Below are 17,579 nucleotides of genomic sequence, written 5' to 3' on the forward strand. Positions count from 1 at the left end.
GAATGTGGCATTTTTTAATCAACCGGTACTGGTGCTGTTTTTTATTGGTAGCAATATTTAAAATAAAGTAGAAGAACCCCTGTCAAGGAAATTCATTAGATCTAGCCAATAAATTGAGATTTTTCAATGCGAATTAACTAGCGTACACCATTTGTACGCTTCATAGTAAGTAGTTAAAAGCAATTCAAATCGACCTTTGAATTCTACAAAAAATAACTACAGATGAAAAAAATATCACTATTCCTTACAACAGCAATTCTAGCTATAACCTCTCTGGTAGCTCAAGAAAATGAGTCAACCCTCACAATGAATGATGTCGATCTTAGAAAAAATACTGTAGTGCTTCCAGACAGCTGTTTTTCAAGCAAATACATAAATTTCATTCCACATTTGATAGAGGCTGTGAAAGTGCTAAAATCTGAGAATGAACAACTAAAAAAAGAAGTATTGAAAAATGAAAGAGCTCACAATACCAAACACACGGAGTTAGAAATAAAATTACGAATGATTAAAAATCAACTGAATCGAAAAAAACGTCTTAAAAAGAAAAAAAGAGGGAAAGCAAAAAGCAGAGGATAGGCTTTGCTTATAAACAAAACGAGCTCATAATTTTCATTATGAGCTCTCAATAATTGCTTTGATAATCTTACTTCACTGCATCCACGACAGCTTTGAAAGCCTTAGGCTCATTCATTGCCAGGTCTGCAAGTGCTTTTCTGTTGATCTCGATGCCTTTTGCACTCAGTTTACCCATGAATACGGAATAAGACATTCCATGCTCTCTTGCTCCAGCGTTAATTCGCTGAATCCAAAGTGCTCTAAATTCTCTTTTCTTTGCTTTTCTATCTCTGTAAGCGTATTGCCATCCTTTTTCAATGGCATTTTTGGACACTGTCCAAACATTTTTTCTTCTACCAAAGTATCCTTTGGCGTGCTTCATCATCTTTTTACGACGGGCTCTTGAAGCTACATGATTTACTGATCTCATTTTTGTTTTGTTTTGGCGATTGGTGCGTTGACTTTAATCAGCGTCTTTCAACCAATAACCGGGTTTTACATTTAACCACCCACAGTGTGGGTTTAAAAAAAATTACATTCTTAATCCATTTGCCTAAATCGTAGGCAATTACAGATTTAAAAGACGTTTCATGTTTGGTACGTCTGCCTTATCCACAACTGACATATATCTGAGATTCCGCTTTTGCTTTGTCTCTTTCTTTGTCAAAATGTGATTTTTGAATGCATGCTTTCTTTTAAGTTTTCCAGTTCCGGTAAGCTTCAATCGCTTTTTGGCGCTGGAGTTTGTTTTAAGTTTCGGCATTTCTACTTTATCTATTCTAGTTAATTATTTTTTAAGTTGTTTTGGAGCAACGAACAAAATCATCCGCTTCCCCTCCATTTTTGGTAGCTGCTCCACCTTACCATACTCTTCAAGTGCTTGAGCAAACTTTAGCAGTAGGATCTCCCCTCTGTCCTTGAAAACAATTGTTCTTCCATAGAAATGAACATATGCTTTCACCTTAGCTCCATCTTTCAAAAACTTGATGGCATGATTCAATTTAAAATTGAAATCATGATCATCTGTATTTGGTCCAAAGCGTATCTCCTTAATTACAGTTTTCTGCGCTTTAGCCTTTATTTCTTTCTGCTTCTTCTTCTGTTCATACTTGAACTTAGAGTAATCAATCACTTTACATACCGGTGGATCAGCATTGGGTGAAATTTCAACCAAATCTAAATTTTGCTCTTGAGCTATTTTAATAGCTTGATCCAGTGGGTAAACATCAACCTTCACATTGTCTCCAACCACTCTTACTCGTCGCGCAGTGATCTTGTCATTTACCTTGTAGGGCTCTTCTTTTCTAATTCTGGAAGGGCCTCTTCTTCTTAGTTTAGCGATTGTATTGCTTTATTTTAGTTGAACATCAAAACAAAACGCAAATATCGTGATTATTTACTCTTAACAAAACTCAATTGATAAGTTCAGCCACTTTATCCTTGAAAAAACGAACAAATTCATCTTTTTTCATAGATCCCACATCTCCATGACCATGCTGCCTGACAGAAACGGTACTATCTGCCGCTTCCTTTTCACCAACAATTAGCATGTAAGGAATCTTTTTCACTTCGGCGTCTCTTATTTTTTTGCCAATTTTTTCATCTCGTTCGTCTACAAAGCCTCGAATGTCTTGTTCTTGTAAATCGAGAAATGCCTGTTTCGCATAATCATGATATTTTTCGGAAATTGGCAAAATGGCTATCTGCTCCGGGGCAAGCCACAGCGGAAAATCACCGGCACAATTTTCGATTAGTATTGCAATGAAGCGTTCCATTGAGCCAAAAGGAGCTCTATGTATCATCACCGGACGATGTTTCTGATTGTCGCTTCCGATATATTCCAACTCAAAGCGTTCTGGTAGGCTGTAATCCACCTGACTGGTTCCTAGTTGCCATTTTCTGCCAAGTGCATCTTTTACCATAAAGTCTAACTTCGGGCCATAAAAAGCTGCCTCGCCATATTCTATCACGAAATCCAATTCCTTTTCTTCTGCAACTTCTTTGATTGCTTGCTCTGCTTTCTCCCAATCTTCATCCTTACCGATGTATTTATCTGGATTATTCGTATCGCGAAGTGATACCTGAGCCGTGAAATCTTGGAATCCAAGTGCTGAAAATACATAAAGTACTAGGTCTACAACTTTGGCAAACTCGCTCTTTACCTGATCCTGACTACAAAAAATGTGTGCATCATCTTGCGTAAAGCCTCTCACTCTGGTCAAGCCATGAAGTTCTCCACTCTGCTCATATCTATAAACGGTACCAAATTCAGCATATCTCACCGGAAGATCTTTGTATGACCTTGGCTTTGACTTATATATTTCGCAATGATGCGGGCAGTTCATTGGCTTTAATAAAAACTCCTCGTCTTCAGCCGGTGTATGAATCGGTTGGAATGAATCTTCACCGTATTTTGCGTAGTGTCCAGAGGTGACATAAAGCTCTTTGCCTCCAATATGAGGAGAAACCACCTGATCGTATCCTGCTTTAAGTTGCGCTTTCTTCAAGAAATTTTCAAGTCGTTCTCGAAGAACTGCGCCTTTGGGAAGCCATAGCGGAAGCCCCTTCCCAACTTTCTCTGAGAATGTGAATAGTTCTAGTTCTTTACCAATTTTTCTGTGATCACGCAGCTTTGCTTGCTCCAGCAATTCTAAATGCTCCTTTAGCTCTTTCTGTTTAGGAAAAGAAATCGCATAAAGTCTGGTCAGTTGCTTTCTTTTTTCGTCTCCACGCCAATAGGCTCCCGCAACATTGAGAATCTTGACAGCTTTAATGTAGCCAGTGTGTGGTATATGAGGTCCACGGCAGAGGTCAGTAAAATTACCTTGATTATAGAAGGTAATGGTGCCATCATCAAGGCCGTCTAAAAGCTCTAACTTATACTCATCGCCTTTTTCTTTGTAGTATGCTATGGCATCTTCTTTTGAAATGTCCTGCCTTGTGAAGGCATTCTTTTCACGCGCCAGTTCAAGCATTTTATTCTCTATTGCCGCAAGGTTTTCAGAATCAAACGCCACTCCATTAAAGTCGATATCGTAATAAAATCCGTTTTCAATGGGTGGGCCAATTCCTAATTTGATACCCGGATACAGTGCCTCTAATGCTTCCGCCATTAAGTGAGCAGAAGAGTGCCACATGGTAGATTTACCTTCTGCATCATTCCAGGTAAGTAGTTGAAGGTTTGCATCTTCTTCTATTGGACGAAAGGAATCTCTTACTTCTCCATTTACTTTAGCAGCTAGTACATTTCTAGCCAGACCTTCACTAATGCTCATCGCAACATCAAGAGCTGTTGCGCCTTTGTCATAAGATCGCTTAGAGCCATCTGGCAATGTAATGGTGATTTGCTCACTCATTAATTTTCTATTTTTTTAGGTTGTAATTCTATTATTGGAATCTTATTTTCCTCAAATTTTAAGCGCTGCAAATATGCAATTTTTCGCTGTATAAGGTCTATTTTTTGCTGTGCTATTGTATCCGGTGGATTTAAGTCTGTTAAGTACTCAAGGTATGGGATGGCTGTAAGAAACCACCCTCTTTCATCATAGAGCTGAGCAAGTCTCCAAATTGGTTCTCGTACCGAAGAGTCTTTGGCTATTAGGACTTCTAAAAGAAAACTAGCTGAGTCCCACATTTGATCCTTCTTGTATAAATCTGCCAACATATAAGAGACTGTGTCTTTTGTGCTAAACCTTTTCAATACGGTTCTAGCCTCCTGGTTCAGGTTGAAGTTTGCTAAGTGTTTAGCATAGGATAGTTGTAAATCAAATTTTTCCTCATTTCTATTTACGTAATCACGCATTACCTCAAAGCCCAATTCATGATAACCGATAGATATAAGTAATTGTCCATAGTCCCACATGAGAGCGTTTTCAGGATCTAGCTTGTGCAGCTTCCCTAGATTATAGGCCGCCAGGGTTGAATCTCCAATGCTTAGATACTGTTTTGAGGCAAATGAAATTGCATTTATCGACTGATTGTTTTTTAGGTATCTATTGAGTTCAATTGTCGCTGATGCCTTTCTTCCTAATCTTGTCAGGCAATCAATGTATGTCTCAGTAAATTTCTCCTCTAGTTGATATTCTAAACTCCATTTATCAATTACATCCAATAGTAATTGAAAACGTTCATGCTGTTTATAATATGCGATGTATTGCTCCACCAACTGACTGGTCATCCCATTTTTCTCTTTGAAGGCATCTAATGCGGTGATGCATGTAGTGGGCCAATCTAGTTGCTCGCAATAGAATAACTTCTGATCAACCAGGCGCTCATCTTGAGGGTTAGATACTAATTCTTCATTGATTCTTTCTAATGCGTCTGAATAGAACCCTGCATGAAGTTCGGGCACTACTATCCTGTCCGTTGATGTGGATGAGCAACCAAAAAATATGAAAATCAATGTAAATCCAACTACCCGCATAAGAAGGGCAAAGTTAGGATGAAAGTGGTGGAATTGAAGCTAGTCGGAGCTGTTCTTTAAGCGTTCTACATCATTTCTAAGGTTACCAATCATTCCTATCAACTGGTCCATTGATAAATCATTGGTAGCGTTTGGGTCTGGAAACTCTACTGAGATGTATGCTTTGGCCTCCCATATCTCCATAACCTCTGCAGGATCAAGTTCATAAGCACTAAAAGACTTGTTATCGGAAACTAAGAAAAGCTTACCCTTCTCTTCTATGTAATTAAATACGCGTTTGTAGACGACACCTTCTGAGTGCGTGACCAACACATAGGTGCTTCCATTACGGATGTGATTAAGCTGTTCAATATATTTTCCAATGACAATACTTCCTGAAACAATTGGTAGCATTGAATCTCCTGCTATTTCAAATGCGCGGTAAGTGCCCCCTTTCGGTAATACAGGAAGGTGAAATCTTGGTAAGTCTGTCAGGTATTCGGGATCCGCATACCCATTTGTATATCCAGCTGCCGCTTTTGTGGGCACCAACTGAATGTATTCTTCTTCTGCATCATCTACTGTAACCGCCAAAACCTTTACGTTTTGTTTGGGTATTCTATTTTCCCTGGTTAAATCCTCATTGATCAACTCATCGACCGTCACTTCAAAGAGTTCTGCCATCTTAGAAAGAGTAGTGAGTCTTGGGTCTGCTCGACCTTCTTCATAGGCACCCACAGAGGGTCTATTTATTCCTAAAGTCTGCGCAAACGTTTCCTGCGTGAATCCTTTTTTCTTCCTTAGGAATTTTATGTTATTGGGTATTCTAGCCATTATTGAAATATCATAAGATTTGCACGTTGCGATTCCTGAGCTACATTGTATAGATGAAAGTGATTGCTTTCATAACCATAATCCAGTTCTTTCAGTCGCTTCTTTATTCTGCTAATTACAGATTTTAGGGTCTCCTCAGCTTCTACAAGTACGTAACCATACAGTTGTTTTTCTTCACGGATTGTCGCAAAGAATTTCACTTGATATCGACCTGAGCTCAACTTCTTTGACGAAATTCTCAGCTTATAATAATCATCTAATATCAAATCTTTTGCCAATTGCATGATTTCAATTTGATCTTAAATTTAGTAAAAAATATTAAATACTAAAATTTTTAGAATTTTTATGAGGCCATGATGTAATTGGCTCCTTCTTTGTAGCCTTGCTGATCTAGGAAATTGCGTATTTTCGATCTTACTCCCCGGTTACCGACGTATGATACGACGAACGCCTCCGATGGTGCCGGAATTGAAGTGTAATGCAACACTCGGTCACTCTCTTTTAAATCAATGTACTTTACAACGTTGACGCCCTCATTCAGCAAGTATTCACTACGTCTGCGTGAGAGTCGTCCAGCTCCCCAAATAAAAATATCTGGATGAAATGCATTGTGAGCACTCAACCACAATGCCAGGTATTTTGCTTTTACCTTAAAAAATGCGTCTTGAGAATACCGGCTATCTGTCCTTGTTAATCGTGAGGGTATATCACGCCATGAGAGTACGACTTCATCGACTTTATCCATTTCCACTCCAGCACACTGCAAACGAAGAAAGAATTCATAATCTTCAGGAAAATCCCCTTCCTGATAGCCTCCATATTGGGTGAAGACCTCTTTTCGAATCATTAGCGATGGGTTGGCTAGCGGAAACTCGACAAATTGATTAAACCATATATCGGTTGTTGTTTTGACTGAATTGAGCCAATCTACATAGGTTAAGAATCCTTCATTTTGGGGTGAACCTAAATATTCTACCAGCCCAGAAACTACGCTCAAAGCTGGCTTATTCCTGAACATTTCTACTTGTCTTTCAAGTCGCTCTGGATTGGATATATCATCCGCATCCATTCGCGCTATCAAATCTCCATTTGCTTGCGCTATTCCTTTATTGGCAGCAAAAACGACTCCTTTTTCAGGTTCATTCAGCAGTCTCACCTTCGCATGCCTCGCGTAAGTTTGGGCAACTTCGGCTGAATGATCAAAGCTGCCATTATCAATGAGCAGCAACTCGAAATTTGCGTAGGTTTGATCAAGGATGCTTTCTATTGCTTCTTGTAAATGGGGAGCATTGTAAAATGGTAGAACGACAGAAACTAATGGTTGGAAATCATCCATTACCTCCTTCTTCACCACTTTCTTCACCTTCTTCTTCTGTGGCTTCTTCCGATTCATCGGATGGAGTAGTTGACTCTAGGTCTTCTTCAGCAGGGGCTTGATTATCTTTTTTCTTCTTTTTAAACAATCCTTTGAAGAAGGGTTCTTTTGTTTGGACTGAATCTGCAAGCGGGTTGCCCAATGAGTCAGTTGCAATTGGAACCGGCTCAGGTTTAGGACGTCTATCAACTAATTTTTCACCAAAATATTTATTGTAATACTCCTGCTCTACGTTAAAGTTGTCTGATGGATCGTAACCATATAGATACCTGGTTTCCTCTTTAGCTACCACAGGTGATGGTGCGGCTACTGAATCCAATGAAAGTGAATCCATTGCAATGGATAAGGAATCAATTCCCAAGGAATCTGTGAAATCGGATGCAACAAAATCGTTTGAAATTGGCTCAGGTGCAAGCACATTTTCCATTGGAGCAGTGCGCCTCTGATAGTTCTTTATTGGCTTAATTAATGGCTTAAGTGGTGGCTGCTTTACAATTCCATACTTCGTCTTTTTTTGAAGACGCCACGGAACCATTTTTTCACCAGCATAAGCGTAATAATCAGTCTTTGGTTGAGTCACTACACCAAGCGTATCATCGGGATCGCCACCTTGCTGGCCGGCAAGGTACTGGGCTCTTGTGTTTTCATCCAATTGCCACACGTACGAAAAGTAGGCATTACGCGTAGAATCATCCAAAATGTAGGTACTCTGGAAGGCAGGACAAATCACCCTGTCTTGGCAAGACATGAGCGATGCATAACACAAAATGAGCAACAGTCTCTTCATTGAGAATGGTTGTGACAAAAGGTGATTTGGATCAAAAATAGGTGTATTTTATTATATACTGATGAATCAACGACGAAATTGAATTTTTAGTAGATTTATCTGGACGAAAGGTTGTTAAACACATGCTCATACATCTCATCGACCCACATTTTGTACATTTTACCAGATGGGTGCAACCCGTCTGATGCTACTAAAGAAGGGTCATCTTTTGCCTGCCTTGAGCCAGGCGTGATATCGATGAATTTAACGTCTCTAAGCTTTGCTATTTTTTCAGCAATGGCATTATAATTATCTAGCTCGCTGGCTATTTTTTCCTCGTCCAATAATTTCTTTTTGGCAAATGGAGTAACTCCATAATCAGGAATCGAAATCACCATAACATGGTATGGGTTACCATCAGCAAATTGTATCGCTTGATCCAGTAGTTTTTTGAATTCGCGTTCGTATTGATCGATTGGGTATCCTCGATACTGGTTATTTACACCAATGAGAAGGGTTACTAAGTCATATGTTCCCTCTACATCCGACTTTATTATTCCTGTTTGAAGTTCATCTGTGGTCCATCCCGTTGTTGCAACAATGACCGGGTCAATTTTGACGGAGTCTTTCCGCAAACGATGCGCTAATTGCACTGGCCACCTTTCATCTACATTCACTGCCTCTCCAATCGTGTACGAATCACCAAGTGCCAAATGAACAAATCCATCTTGGGGCATAGAATCAGGTTTTTTGGTTGAACAAGCGGTGAAAATAAAAAAGGATAAAAGGATAAGAAAACGCATGGTTAGGGATTTTATGCAAAATACAGCTTTTTGATTGTAAAATCACTTTCAAAAGCCCAACTACATTCACCTTTTGCCTATCACAAATCGGACGGGAATAATCTTTTTTACGCGTACTGCAACACCTCTTTGTTTGCCTGGAACCCATGGAGGTGCAGATTTGATAACTCGGAGCGCTTCCTCGTCACATCCTGCCCCGATTCCTTTCACCAATTGAACTCCAGTAATTCTACCATCTTTTTCAATGATGAATTGAACAAAGACAGATCCTGAAATATCCAGTCTTAGGGCTTGTGCGGGATACCTCAACTCATCTGCTAAATAGGCATAGAATGCTTCGAATCCTCCTTGTGGCATTGGCTCTTGTTCAACTATTACAAAAACCTCTTCAACTTGCTCCTCTTCCACCTCCATGGATACCTCAACTTCTTCCACAGCTTCATTTTCGGTTACCTCAACATCTAGATCAACATTTATGTCTTCGATTATTTCTGTATCCTTCACTTCTTCAATTTGAAAAATTTCTTGCTTTGGAGGTGGCGGTGGCGGTTGTTTACTGGTAGGTATTTCTACAACTTCGTTAAGACCTACCACTACCCTTCCTAGATCTATAAGCTCTCCATCATTGTAAGATTTCCAATTGATCGCAAGAATTGCGAATAATAAGCTTAAAACCATCCCGACATTTAACAGTAGTGGACGTAAGGCAAGCTCCCTTCTTTTACGTTCTTTTTTGATCTCTATCAGGCTTTCGCATAAAGTGAGGTTTTTATTTTGCCTGACAATTCTCTTGTTCGCTTTAGAGAGTTCGTGAATGGTTTCCTGATGGAGGCTCGCTAACTCTGCATTTTTTGATTTTTTCATATCAATGAGGTTTATGGAGTGTAGTAAACCTATTGATTATCAAGGGGTTTTATTATGACTTATACCAATGGTGGAGTTGATAAAAATCAAAAAATATAGAGTTGTTCAATTCTTTTACCTTCCTTGGGGACTCTCTGAAAAGCAAGATGAGGTTAAAGCCTTTCTCCAGCTAGAGGATTGAATCACCAAAGAAGTCTAATTTTAATCCGAAAATGATACGTTTTCGTTAGCACTAACTAAACATCTTCGATTTTGAAATTATCTATCAAATCCAATTACTTGAAGGCTTTGATCCGTCAGTTTATACTGTGGACGTTAGCCTTTGCCTTTTGGACACTTATGCGGGAGTTTGGGCAACAGATAATCAGACCAAATGAATTTAAACCGTTAACTTTTATTCAACAAATTAGATTTCACCTAGCGCTTGGCGTGATTGCGGGGTTTCTATTTGGAAGTTTGGAGTATTTATTTGAAAAGTACATCTACAAACGTGTCTCATTTGGAAAAACAATGCTTATCGGTTCGATAAGTTATCTAGTATCTATAGCAATACTTGTCACACTTGCTTTTAAAACCTTCTCTAGAATTGCCAATATAGAATTTGATTGGTTGTTCTATCAAGATTTCATTTTTTCAAAACAGATGATTCTTCTTACGGTCTACATTTTTCTAGTAGGGTTTCTCATTGACTTCTTTCGCGAAGTTGGTAAGAAATTTGGCCCAGGCAATTTGTGGAGAATGCTTAGAGGAGAATTTTATCATCCAAAAGAAGATCGTAGAATTTTTATGTTTCTCGATCTAAAAAGTTCAACGACTATTGCAGAACAACTCGGCCACAATAAATACAGTCAGCTCATACAGGAATGTTTTCTAGATGTTTCTGATCTTGTAATTGCTCATAAGGCGCACATCTATCAATATGTTGGAGATGAAATTGTATTGAGCTGGTCCATTGATGAAGGACTAGCTGATTTGAATTGCATTAGATTCTATTATAGCTACAGAGACTTATTGGAGCGGCGTAGGAGTCACTATGAATCAAAGTTTGGCCTGGTGCCTCAGTTCAAGGCAGGGTTGGAAATGGGGAATGTAATGGTAGCTGAGGTCGGTGAAATTAAGAGGGAAATCGCCTATCATGGAGATGTGCTTAATACAGCAGCCAGAATACAAGCTTGCTGCAATGAATTCAATAGAAAAGTACTTATTTCTGAAAGCCTGGAAAGCGCACTAAGTGAAATCACAGACAATGAATACGAATTGATGGGTAATATTCAACTAAAAGGCAAAAGCAAGAATTTGAAAATATACGCAGTGAGTGATCTGGCTGTTAACTAGCGTTATTGGGATAATTTACTCAGTTCTTCTTTGATCTTCTTTGGCAATTTTTCTACAATCAAATCATAGCTATCATCAATCAATTGCCTCATGAGGTTTTCGGGCACTGAGCCATCTGTATCTACTGAGTTCCATTGCTTTTTATTCATGTGATAGCCCGGCCTGATAGCGCCATCATACTTTTCACGCAATTCGATGGCGTACTCTGGATCACACTTGAGGTTTATGAATGCAAAGTCCTCTATGCCTGACAAGGCATACATTTTCCCCATTACTTTAAAAACCAATGTGTCTGGTCCGAATGGCGTTTCTTCCGTGGTTCCGGGCTTAGCCAGGCAATAATCTCTGAATACTTCTATGTTCATTAGAATGAGTAGACAAGTCCAACCTTAGTAGGCATCAGTTTCAAATCAAGCTTACTCGTCTGAGCAGACGAACTATTGCCATAAATATCCAATGCCTGATCCATTTTCTTTGTCGCTGATGACATGATGGGTATGGCTACTGCAACAACTGCCGCTCCTACTCCAGCCAGCGTCCAGTTTGGATCACCGCCTCCGAGTGCTGTTCCTATCGGCCAGCCTATCATAAATCCCCCGATGAATCCAACTACTGATCCTGCACTATATCCTGATTTGGCTTTGAGTGCAAGGTCATATGCTTCCGGATTTGGCCTCATCACTTCCACAAACTCCCTTAGGGTGGACCTATCTCCATTGATCAAAAAACGTCCTTTCTCCATTTTTAAGTCTTGATTTTGAGAAAAACAAGTAATGGACATCAGAACAAAAAGGAAGGCAAGTATATTTTTCATGAATGGAAAGTTAAAAATGGTAATTATATAAAGTAATTAAAATGAAATATTGTAACCGATCCTTGGCACAAGTGGACGTTGGTTAAGCTTGTTCTTTTTGTAATTAAAGTCATAAAGCAATGAAATACTCAGGCTTACATTGCGAGATATGACAAATCTTCTTCCGGCCCCCATAAGCGCAGCATATTGCCAACTCGCGATTTTACTGGACTCTTGAAACAACGATTTATTCTTCACAATCTGATATTCGCCGTAAAGAAAAAAACCTTTCATGATGTCATAATTGGCAAATAAACTGATGCCATGCGCATCTCCCGTCAATGAAGTAGAATCACGATTGCTCAGCTGCTCTCGGATGATGAGTCCTGCTCCGGTGGAGAGTGATTTATTCCATCTATATCCTAATTGGATGTTTGAATCTAAAATAACGGGTGTGGTTGATTGTATGGTAACATTCCCATTTAGAAATAAGCGGTCTTTGAGTGGTTTGCCTTTCAATGACTGCCGTTTAATGCCTTCTTCTTCCCTTGAAAGATCTGGAATGGTGGAGTATTTTCTTTTAGCTTCCTTCAACGCAACCTGCGATTTTGTAAATTCCTCTGGTGAGATTTTTTTAAAAAAATCGGAAACCCCGGATCGATCGATTTTCATTATCTGACCGTATTCATCAACAGCACCATGTTTCATCTGTTCTGATATTTTAAAATCGCTTTCCTTGGAAAGCTCTGGAGGTAAGTATGACTCCAGTCGTTTTTTCATATCAAACCTACTGGCAAGGGTTGCACTGTCTAACTTTACCGAGTCTGGATGAAACTGCTCTAAATATGCAGAATCATATTGCCCATATACTTCATAGATCTTCTGTACTTGAATAAAATCCTCATTGCGTGCTAGCTGCTGGATGGCCCAATCCGTTGAGTCTCTGGGATCTATAAATTTGGAATAGTCAACGAAGTATTTTTTTGGATTTTCTAATTTGTACTTTCCAAGAAGAAGCTCCTTTTTATGTGCTTTCACCTCTTTCCATTTTCCAATGGATTTCAGACTGTCTTTATTGGTTTTCTTGTATTCCTTCCAGGCGAGTTTGGCTGCCTTGATGCTGTCTTTCCGGTAAAATTCCTTGTAGCTTTTGAGCTTGGATTTAGCGTCCGTGGAGTTCTCTAATTTCTTCAGGTGTTTATCAGAGACATTGACATCAAACTTGATTTGTGCGGTAAGTTCGACATGGAGTACAGCGAGAAATAGACACAAGCATCCAACCTTCAGCATGGTACAATTATAATTAATTCAATCCACCGCCATTACCAGGATCAATGGTGCCATCACCAGAACCTCCATTCCCTGGATCTCCGTCACCAATACCACCTGTACCTCCCGTTCCACCATCACCAGAAGAGCAATCAAATACAATGTTTACTCTAGATGTCGCCGTTCTCGTTTCTCCGCAATCGTCCGTTACGGTAACCCGAATATCCCATGACCCTTGCGGATTGTCTGGATCGTCTGCTGCCAATACAGATCTGGTGACGTTAAGTGATGCGGGACCTACGCCGAGTAATGGCCAAGCGTCCCAAGTGCTTTCACTTACTTTTTTATACTCCCATGTATATGATAATGATGGATCTGAACAATTGTGATTTCCACTTGAAGCAACAGTCAGTTGCGTAGAAGATGGTGTTCCAGAAGGACATAAATTACTGTTCATTTGAGAGATTCCAACCGTCCAAGCAGATCCATTTCCCCCTCCTGAATTTCCAGATGAAGTGCATCTTTTCACTGCAATACTTTTCTGATCTTCAAATTTTCCTCCGCAATTATCTTTGTAGGTAGCACGTACTAAAATGGTATAGTCCACACTGGAATAGTGAAATGCTGACAGGGGAAGCTGAGCAAACAGCCCTTCTTCGCTGGCAAATCGTGTCCAGGTAGAACCCCCATCTTTACTATACTCCATGTACCTTTCTTTATATCCATAATTGAGGCATCTGGCTCCAACCTCAAATCCAGCTCCAAAAAAACTGTTTTGGGTACCATAATCTACCGATGGTCCTGAAGAGCCTTCACTTCCGCCACTAAATCCGTCATCAAAGGTGTCACCCGGGCAATATTCTACCCAGATAGGACCATTGAGCTTCAGGTCTGCTATTTCAGCGTGAATATCTATTGATCTAGCAGCAGATTTTTTCACATCAGGATGCTCCAAGTTGGTGATAGAAACTGAAGTTGTTTTGTTGCCAGGTGTACTGTAAGTCACTCTTCTTGAAGAATTTGTGCTTCCGTCACCCCAGCGATAGGAAACTGATCCATAATCTGATCCGCTTACCACAGCTAATAAATTAATTGGTCTATTCACAACATTATACCCTGAGGAAATGTCAATGGAAACTCGAAGTGCTTCCTGACTTTGGGTTACGAAGTTGTATCTATAACGTTTAAGGATATTGCCTTCATTGTCCCGAGTGAGTAGAAGTCTCTTTTGATTATCGTATTCATACGTAACCACTCTTCCATTAGGTCCTGTCAATGCATCCAGGCCGACCAGGGGATAGTACGTATAAGATGTCGTTCTTTTTAAATCTTCCACACCAGGATCAACAGTCATGCTTTTCATATATCCATAATCATCGTATGCATAAGACGTTACTATTTCATTCTGACCAGTTTTTGAAGCCAAAAGTCCTTCATTATTGTAAGTAGTTGTTGCAATAATTTCTGAATGGAACTCGCTATACCACTCTTCCTCTGGATGAGTAATTATATATTGATGTTGTGTGGTCGGTAACAAAAATTTATTGGAAGCGTCTACCACTTTCTCAGTGTATTTAGAGAAGCTTACTCCGTTAACCCAGTAACCTTCGTGCCCATCATTGGGTAGGTCCACTTCTTTTACGGTTGCAACGGGAATTCCAATCATGTGTTTATTTACGAGTTTATTCAATGTGGTGGATTCCTCTCCGTAGAATGAACGAATGGCATCTGCATCCGAAGGGTAATAGATTGTACTTCTAGTATTTACCACATCTCTATCCGTTATTGGATCATTATTTTGATTGACGGCATACGTAGTTGTGAAATCCAACAGTGTTTTGAAAGTATCGTGATAGGAGTAAGTTGTTCTGGTTCGGGTAGAATGATCACCTTCATAAGAAATATTATGTGTACTACTCAAGTTAAAAGTTCTCAACTTAAGTGGTGATTTGCCTTGATAAAAATGTCCCCCGTTTTCTGAAGATTGAAGAAACGCATGTTCTTCGATGGTTTGCTCAACATCACCATGAGAATACCCATAACTCGTGTAGTTTGTAGGGTTTCCTTCAGCATCAAACGCCTCGATATATCTAGGTAAACCAACACCAAATACCATTGGTGGTGACATCATTGGCGAGCTTCCTTTTGTCACCTTTTTATCATTCAAATCAGTCCAACTGCTACCATTTAATTGCCATTTGGATTTGGCGCTTTCGTCTGTCACAATAGGTGATCTAAATCTATATTTAACTGAAGTTTTAGCCACAACATCATTAACAGTAGCGAACTCATATCCAGCTAAACTTTGATGATCAAAAGTAAGATAAGGTGAACTGGAGAAGAATGTTACCTGACTATTACCAACTACATGTAAACCTGCCTCCATTATCCGTGGATTGCCATACTTATATGAAATATGTGAGACTACCTCATCATTTTCATCTTTTAGCTTTGTCCAAGTAATCGCTGCTCCTCCTCCTGCTTTTGTACCAAAAGCAAATTCTTTGTATCCTCCAGTAGGGTAATTAACTTTCCATAACATATTAGCTTTCGTATCCGCATTTGGCTCACGATTGACGCCATAATCGATTGGTATATCATAAACAAACTCAAATGGTTCTGATATACCATATTTAACAGTGTACGGGGAGTATGGAGAATTTACTGAACGCTTATAATAACCGTATTTGTCTCTCCTGCCACTACCCCAAGGAGGAAGCTCATAACTTGGATCTGACTCATTTATGTAGTTAAATGACCTGTAGAATTGACCATTTCTATTAATGTAAGATAATTTTAGTCGTTTAGTATAAGAAACATCCAACCCAAGGTTATTTTCATGATGGTCTCTAGAATCGAAGTACTCATGACCAAGTTCGTAATTAAACACCTCTCTATTTTGATGGTCTTTTATAATAATGTTTTGAATACGACTTAAACCAGGACGACTTTGCCTAGGCTGATTGTTAAATATCACGTCAGCTTTTAAGCTTTTAATTGATACCAAATTGGAAGTGTAGATATCTGTTGACGTTATGAAGAGCTTCTCACTGTGCGGCGGATTGGGGGATTTCTTGTACGTTACAAACGGTCCTCCCGTATAATCAGTAGTGTTACCCGTATTGACTAAATTATCAATAAAATTATCTGCAAAAGAACCATGCGTCCATGAACCGCCATTAAATGTTTGATAACACTCTTGCTTTTGCGGATCTGCATTTTCTACGCAAACTTTCTCAAACAATTTATAGTCATAAAGTCCTGGAACATTATTGATAGAAGGTCCAGCTGTTGATCCAGGAACAGGAACATTCCCATAATTTGGGACTGTATATGTAAAGCTTTGAGCAGCAAAACGATCTTGCCTTCTAAGGGTAAAATAATCAGCAAAAGATTCATCGCCTTCTAGCCTTCCGTAATACCAGTATGTTTTATCTTCCACTAAATCAAAGACAATGGATTTAGAGCTTGAAACCATGTTGATATAATTGTCATTTTTTTCATAGTCAAATACGATGCTGCTAGTCGCAGGCAAGTTTGGAAAGCGAATTTCTTCTAAGTACCATGTAGATATGTAGGTAAATCTTGCATTGTCTTCTTTGGGCTGGCCCGATTCATAAGATTCAGTTGAAGTGATTTCTCTCGCTTCAGGACTCATACCGTAACGATAAACAACTCCCTGAGTATCCGTAAGCTCCCAATATGAGTTAGTACTACTTGTACGGAAGAATTTGATGTTCACATCCGTATACGGAAGTCCATAAAAATCACTATTCTCGGTAAGGTTAGTATTCATTTTTTTTCCACTGCTAACAAAACTTCCACCTCCTCCAGGGAAAGAAAAATAGAAAATATCTTTTTGATAATCTCTTCCTGCTTGCTTATCATATTCACTATGTCTTACAGAAGTCGCAGATGGCGTTTCAACAAAAAATGACTGATCATCCGGCTCATCTTTCATGACGCGTGTGATTGCCCCTCCTGCAAACAAGTCCCAACCTAAACCTACTGAGGAAGCTACGTCATCCACCTTAATACCACGAGTTTGATACGTAAGTTGAACAGGTACTTGATAGCCATTTTCAGCTTCAATAGTATAGATTGGAACCCCTTCAGTTACCTGAGCGCGATACAAATCTTCAGAATTACTGAGGTTGATGGTACTCATGGCACCGGGTGATGGTGCTATCTGTGCTTGCGAAGAAATTGTAGCCAAAAAAGCTATTAATGTGATTAGTCGAATATAAAATTTCATTGCATTCATCAGTTATAAGTGGTATTCATCGTGTATTTACTACTCATTTTTTAGTTCTACTTTCCCCCATTATCCCCTTCACATCCTGAGCTGGAGGGCTTGCGCTATAAAGGGTATTACGATAAAAGGCATGTCTATTCTACTATAATGAATTAAACACCCAATCTTTATTTTTAAATAATGCGGCAAGCAACAAAATAACTCCACTCACTAAATAGTATGTAACTACTATTAAAATTGATTTGAAGGTACTTGGTGCCGTTTTTCGTCTCTCCTTATAATATTCATGTATTTTTTTATATCTGTTATTCAACAGATAATAAGC

At 39.2% G+C, this 17,579-nt stretch carries 17 protein-coding genes; 2 read left to right on the forward strand and 15 right to left on the reverse strand.

Annotated elements, in window-relative coordinates; all coding sequences use genetic code 11:
* Positions 1–222: 222 nt before the first annotated feature.
* Positions 223–579, forward strand: coding sequence for a hypothetical protein (locus tag ABJF57_RS07290; protein WP_462233819.1), 357 nt, complete (start codon positions 223–225; stop codon positions 577–579).
* A 67-nt stretch (positions 580–646) separates the two neighbouring features.
* On the opposite strand, the gene rplT is transcribed toward ABJF57_RS07290, so the two are convergent.
* The 11 genes from rplT to ABJF57_RS07345 all read right to left on the reverse strand — a co-directional run bounded on the left by rplT (position 647) and on the right by ABJF57_RS07345 (position 9,602).
* Complete coding sequence (gene rplT / locus ABJF57_RS07295; protein ID WP_462233821.1) at positions 647–988, reverse strand: 50S ribosomal protein L20; 342 nt, start codon at positions 986–988, stop codon at positions 647–649.
* Positions 989–1,126: 138 nt separating this feature from the next.
* Positions 1,127–1,321 carry a 50S ribosomal protein L35 gene (rpmI, locus tag ABJF57_RS07300; RefSeq protein WP_462233822.1) on the reverse strand — a complete coding sequence of 65 codons (195 nt, stop codon included), beginning with the start codon at positions 1,319–1,321 and terminating at the stop codon, positions 1,127–1,129.
* Positions 1,322–1,345: 24 nt separating this feature from the next.
* Positions 1,346–1,900 carry a translation initiation factor IF-3 gene (gene infC / locus ABJF57_RS07305; protein WP_462234851.1) on the reverse strand — a complete coding sequence of 185 codons (555 nt, stop codon included), beginning with the start codon at positions 1,898–1,900 and terminating at the stop codon, positions 1,346–1,348.
* Positions 1,901–1,970: 70 nt separating this feature from the next.
* The gene (thrS, locus tag ABJF57_RS07310) at positions 1,971–3,914 is read right to left on the reverse strand and encodes a threonine--tRNA ligase (protein WP_462233824.1); all 1,944 of its coding nucleotides are present in this window, start codon (positions 3,912–3,914) and stop codon (positions 1,971–1,973) included.
* A complete protein-coding gene (locus tag ABJF57_RS07315; RefSeq protein WP_462233826.1) occupies positions 3,914–4,981 on the reverse strand; it encodes a tetratricopeptide repeat protein in 1,068 nt (355 codons plus the stop codon). Before ABJF57_RS07315 ends, thrS begins: the two co-directional genes overlap by 1 nt.
* Before the next feature lie 39 nt (positions 4,982–5,020).
* The gene (locus tag ABJF57_RS07320) at positions 5,021–5,794 is read right to left on the reverse strand and encodes a helix-turn-helix domain-containing protein (protein WP_462233827.1); all 774 of its coding nucleotides are present in this window, start codon (positions 5,792–5,794) and stop codon (positions 5,021–5,023) included.
* On the reverse strand, positions 5,794–6,078 hold the full coding sequence (locus tag ABJF57_RS07325; protein ID WP_462233829.1) for a hypothetical protein: 285 nt from the start codon (positions 6,076–6,078) through the stop codon (positions 5,794–5,796). The genes ABJF57_RS07320 and ABJF57_RS07325 overlap by 1 nt, the downstream gene beginning before the upstream one ends.
* Before the next feature lie 59 nt (positions 6,079–6,137).
* Positions 6,138–7,187 (reverse strand): glycosyltransferase family 2 protein, encoded by a 1,050-nt coding sequence (locus tag ABJF57_RS07330; RefSeq protein ID WP_462233830.1) that lies wholly within the window; start codon positions 7,185–7,187, stop codon positions 6,138–6,140.
* Complete coding sequence (locus ABJF57_RS07335; protein ID WP_462233832.1) at positions 7,123–7,956, reverse strand: hypothetical protein; 834 nt, start codon at positions 7,954–7,956, stop codon at positions 7,123–7,125. Before ABJF57_RS07335 ends, ABJF57_RS07330 begins: the two co-directional genes overlap by 65 nt.
* 95 nt (positions 7,957–8,051) lie before the next feature.
* Complete coding sequence (locus tag ABJF57_RS07340; RefSeq protein ID WP_462233834.1) at positions 8,052–8,672, reverse strand: SGNH/GDSL hydrolase family protein; 621 nt, start codon at positions 8,670–8,672, stop codon at positions 8,052–8,054.
* Positions 8,673–8,804: 132 nt separating this feature from the next.
* Positions 8,805–9,602: an energy transducer TonB gene (locus ABJF57_RS07345; protein ID WP_462233836.1), complete on the reverse strand. Its 798-nt coding sequence runs from the start codon at positions 9,600–9,602 to the stop codon at positions 8,805–8,807.
* A gap of 252 nt (positions 9,603–9,854) precedes the next feature.
* On the opposite strand from ABJF57_RS07345, the gene ABJF57_RS07350 reads away from it, so the two are divergent.
* Positions 9,855–10,937, forward strand: a complete 1,083-nt coding sequence (locus ABJF57_RS07350; RefSeq protein ID WP_462233838.1) for an adenylate/guanylate cyclase domain-containing protein — start codon at positions 9,855–9,857, stop codon at positions 10,935–10,937.
* Positions 10,938–10,939: 2 nt separating this feature from the next.
* On the opposite strand, the gene ABJF57_RS07355 is transcribed toward ABJF57_RS07350, so the two are convergent.
* Genes ABJF57_RS07355 through ABJF57_RS07370 form a run of 4 tightly spaced genes read right to left on the reverse strand, consistent with a single transcriptional unit; the run spans position 10,940 to position 17,254 of the window.
* Complete coding sequence (locus ABJF57_RS07355; RefSeq protein ID WP_462233840.1) at positions 10,940–11,302, reverse strand: MmcQ/YjbR family DNA-binding protein; 363 nt, start codon at positions 11,300–11,302, stop codon at positions 10,940–10,942.
* On the reverse strand, positions 11,302–11,751 hold the full coding sequence (locus ABJF57_RS07360) for a hypothetical protein (protein ID WP_462233841.1): 450 nt from the start codon (positions 11,749–11,751) through the stop codon (positions 11,302–11,304). The genes ABJF57_RS07355 and ABJF57_RS07360 overlap by 1 nt, the downstream gene beginning before the upstream one ends.
* A gap of 36 nt (positions 11,752–11,787) precedes the next feature.
* Positions 11,788–13,020, reverse strand: coding sequence for a hypothetical protein (locus ABJF57_RS07365; protein ID WP_462233843.1), 1,233 nt, complete (start codon positions 13,018–13,020; stop codon positions 11,788–11,790).
* Positions 13,021–13,033: 13 nt separating this feature from the next.
* Positions 13,034–17,254: a hypothetical protein gene (locus ABJF57_RS07370; protein WP_462233845.1), complete on the reverse strand. Its 4,221-nt coding sequence runs from the start codon at positions 17,252–17,254 to the stop codon at positions 13,034–13,036.
* Positions 17,255–17,579 lie beyond the last annotated feature (325 nt).

The organism is Ekhidna sp. (assembly GCF_039940915.1).
In the GTDB taxonomy this organism is placed as follows: domain Bacteria; phylum Bacteroidota; class Bacteroidia; order Cytophagales; family Cyclobacteriaceae; genus Ekhidna.

Bases quoted from the DNA above. Each gene is read 5' to 3' on its own strand.
- ABJF57_RS07290 (WP_462233819.1), top strand. From the start codon at position 223: ATGAAAAAAATATCACTATTCCTTACAACAGCAATTCTAGCTATAACC.
- rplT (WP_462233821.1), bottom strand. From the start codon at position 988: ATGAGATCAGTAAATCATGTAGCTTCAAGAGCCCGTCGTAAAAAGATG.
- rpmI (WP_462233822.1), bottom strand. From the start codon at position 1,321: ATGCCGAAACTTAAAACAAACTCCAGCGCCAAAAAGCGATTGAAGCTT.
- thrS (WP_462233824.1), bottom strand. From the start codon at position 3,914: ATGAGTGAGCAAATCACCATTACATTGCCAGATGGCTCTAAGCGATCT.
- ABJF57_RS07315 (WP_462233826.1), bottom strand. From the start codon at position 4,981: ATGCGGGTAGTTGGATTTACATTGATTTTCATATTTTTTGGTTGCTCA.
- ABJF57_RS07320 (WP_462233827.1), bottom strand. From the start codon at position 5,794: ATGGCTAGAATACCCAATAACATAAAATTCCTAAGGAAGAAAAAAGGA.
- ABJF57_RS07325 (WP_462233829.1), bottom strand. From the start codon at position 6,078: ATGCAATTGGCAAAAGATTTGATATTAGATGATTATTATAAGCTGAGA.
- ABJF57_RS07330 (WP_462233830.1), bottom strand. From the start codon at position 7,187: ATGAATCGGAAGAAGCCACAGAAGAAGAAGGTGAAGAAAGTGGTGAAG.
- ABJF57_RS07335 (WP_462233832.1), bottom strand. From the start codon at position 7,956: ATGAAGAGACTGTTGCTCATTTTGTGTTATGCATCGCTCATGTCTTGC.
- ABJF57_RS07340 (WP_462233834.1), bottom strand. From the start codon at position 8,672: ATGCCCCAAGATGGATTTGTTCATTTGGCACTTGGTGATTCGTACACG.
- ABJF57_RS07345 (WP_462233836.1), bottom strand. From the start codon at position 9,602: ATGAAAAAATCAAAAAATGCAGAGTTAGCGAGCCTCCATCAGGAAACC.
- ABJF57_RS07355 (WP_462233840.1), bottom strand. From the start codon at position 11,302: ATGAACATAGAAGTATTCAGAGATTATTGCCTGGCTAAGCCCGGAACC.
- ABJF57_RS07360 (WP_462233841.1), bottom strand. From the start codon at position 11,751: ATGAAAAATATACTTGCCTTCCTTTTTGTTCTGATGTCCATTACTTGT.
- ABJF57_RS07365 (WP_462233843.1), bottom strand. From the start codon at position 13,020: ATGCTGAAGGTTGGATGCTTGTGTCTATTTCTCGCTGTACTCCATGTC.
- ABJF57_RS07370 (WP_462233845.1), bottom strand. From the start codon at position 17,254: ATGAAATTTTATATTCGACTAATCACATTAATAGCTTTTTTGGCTACA.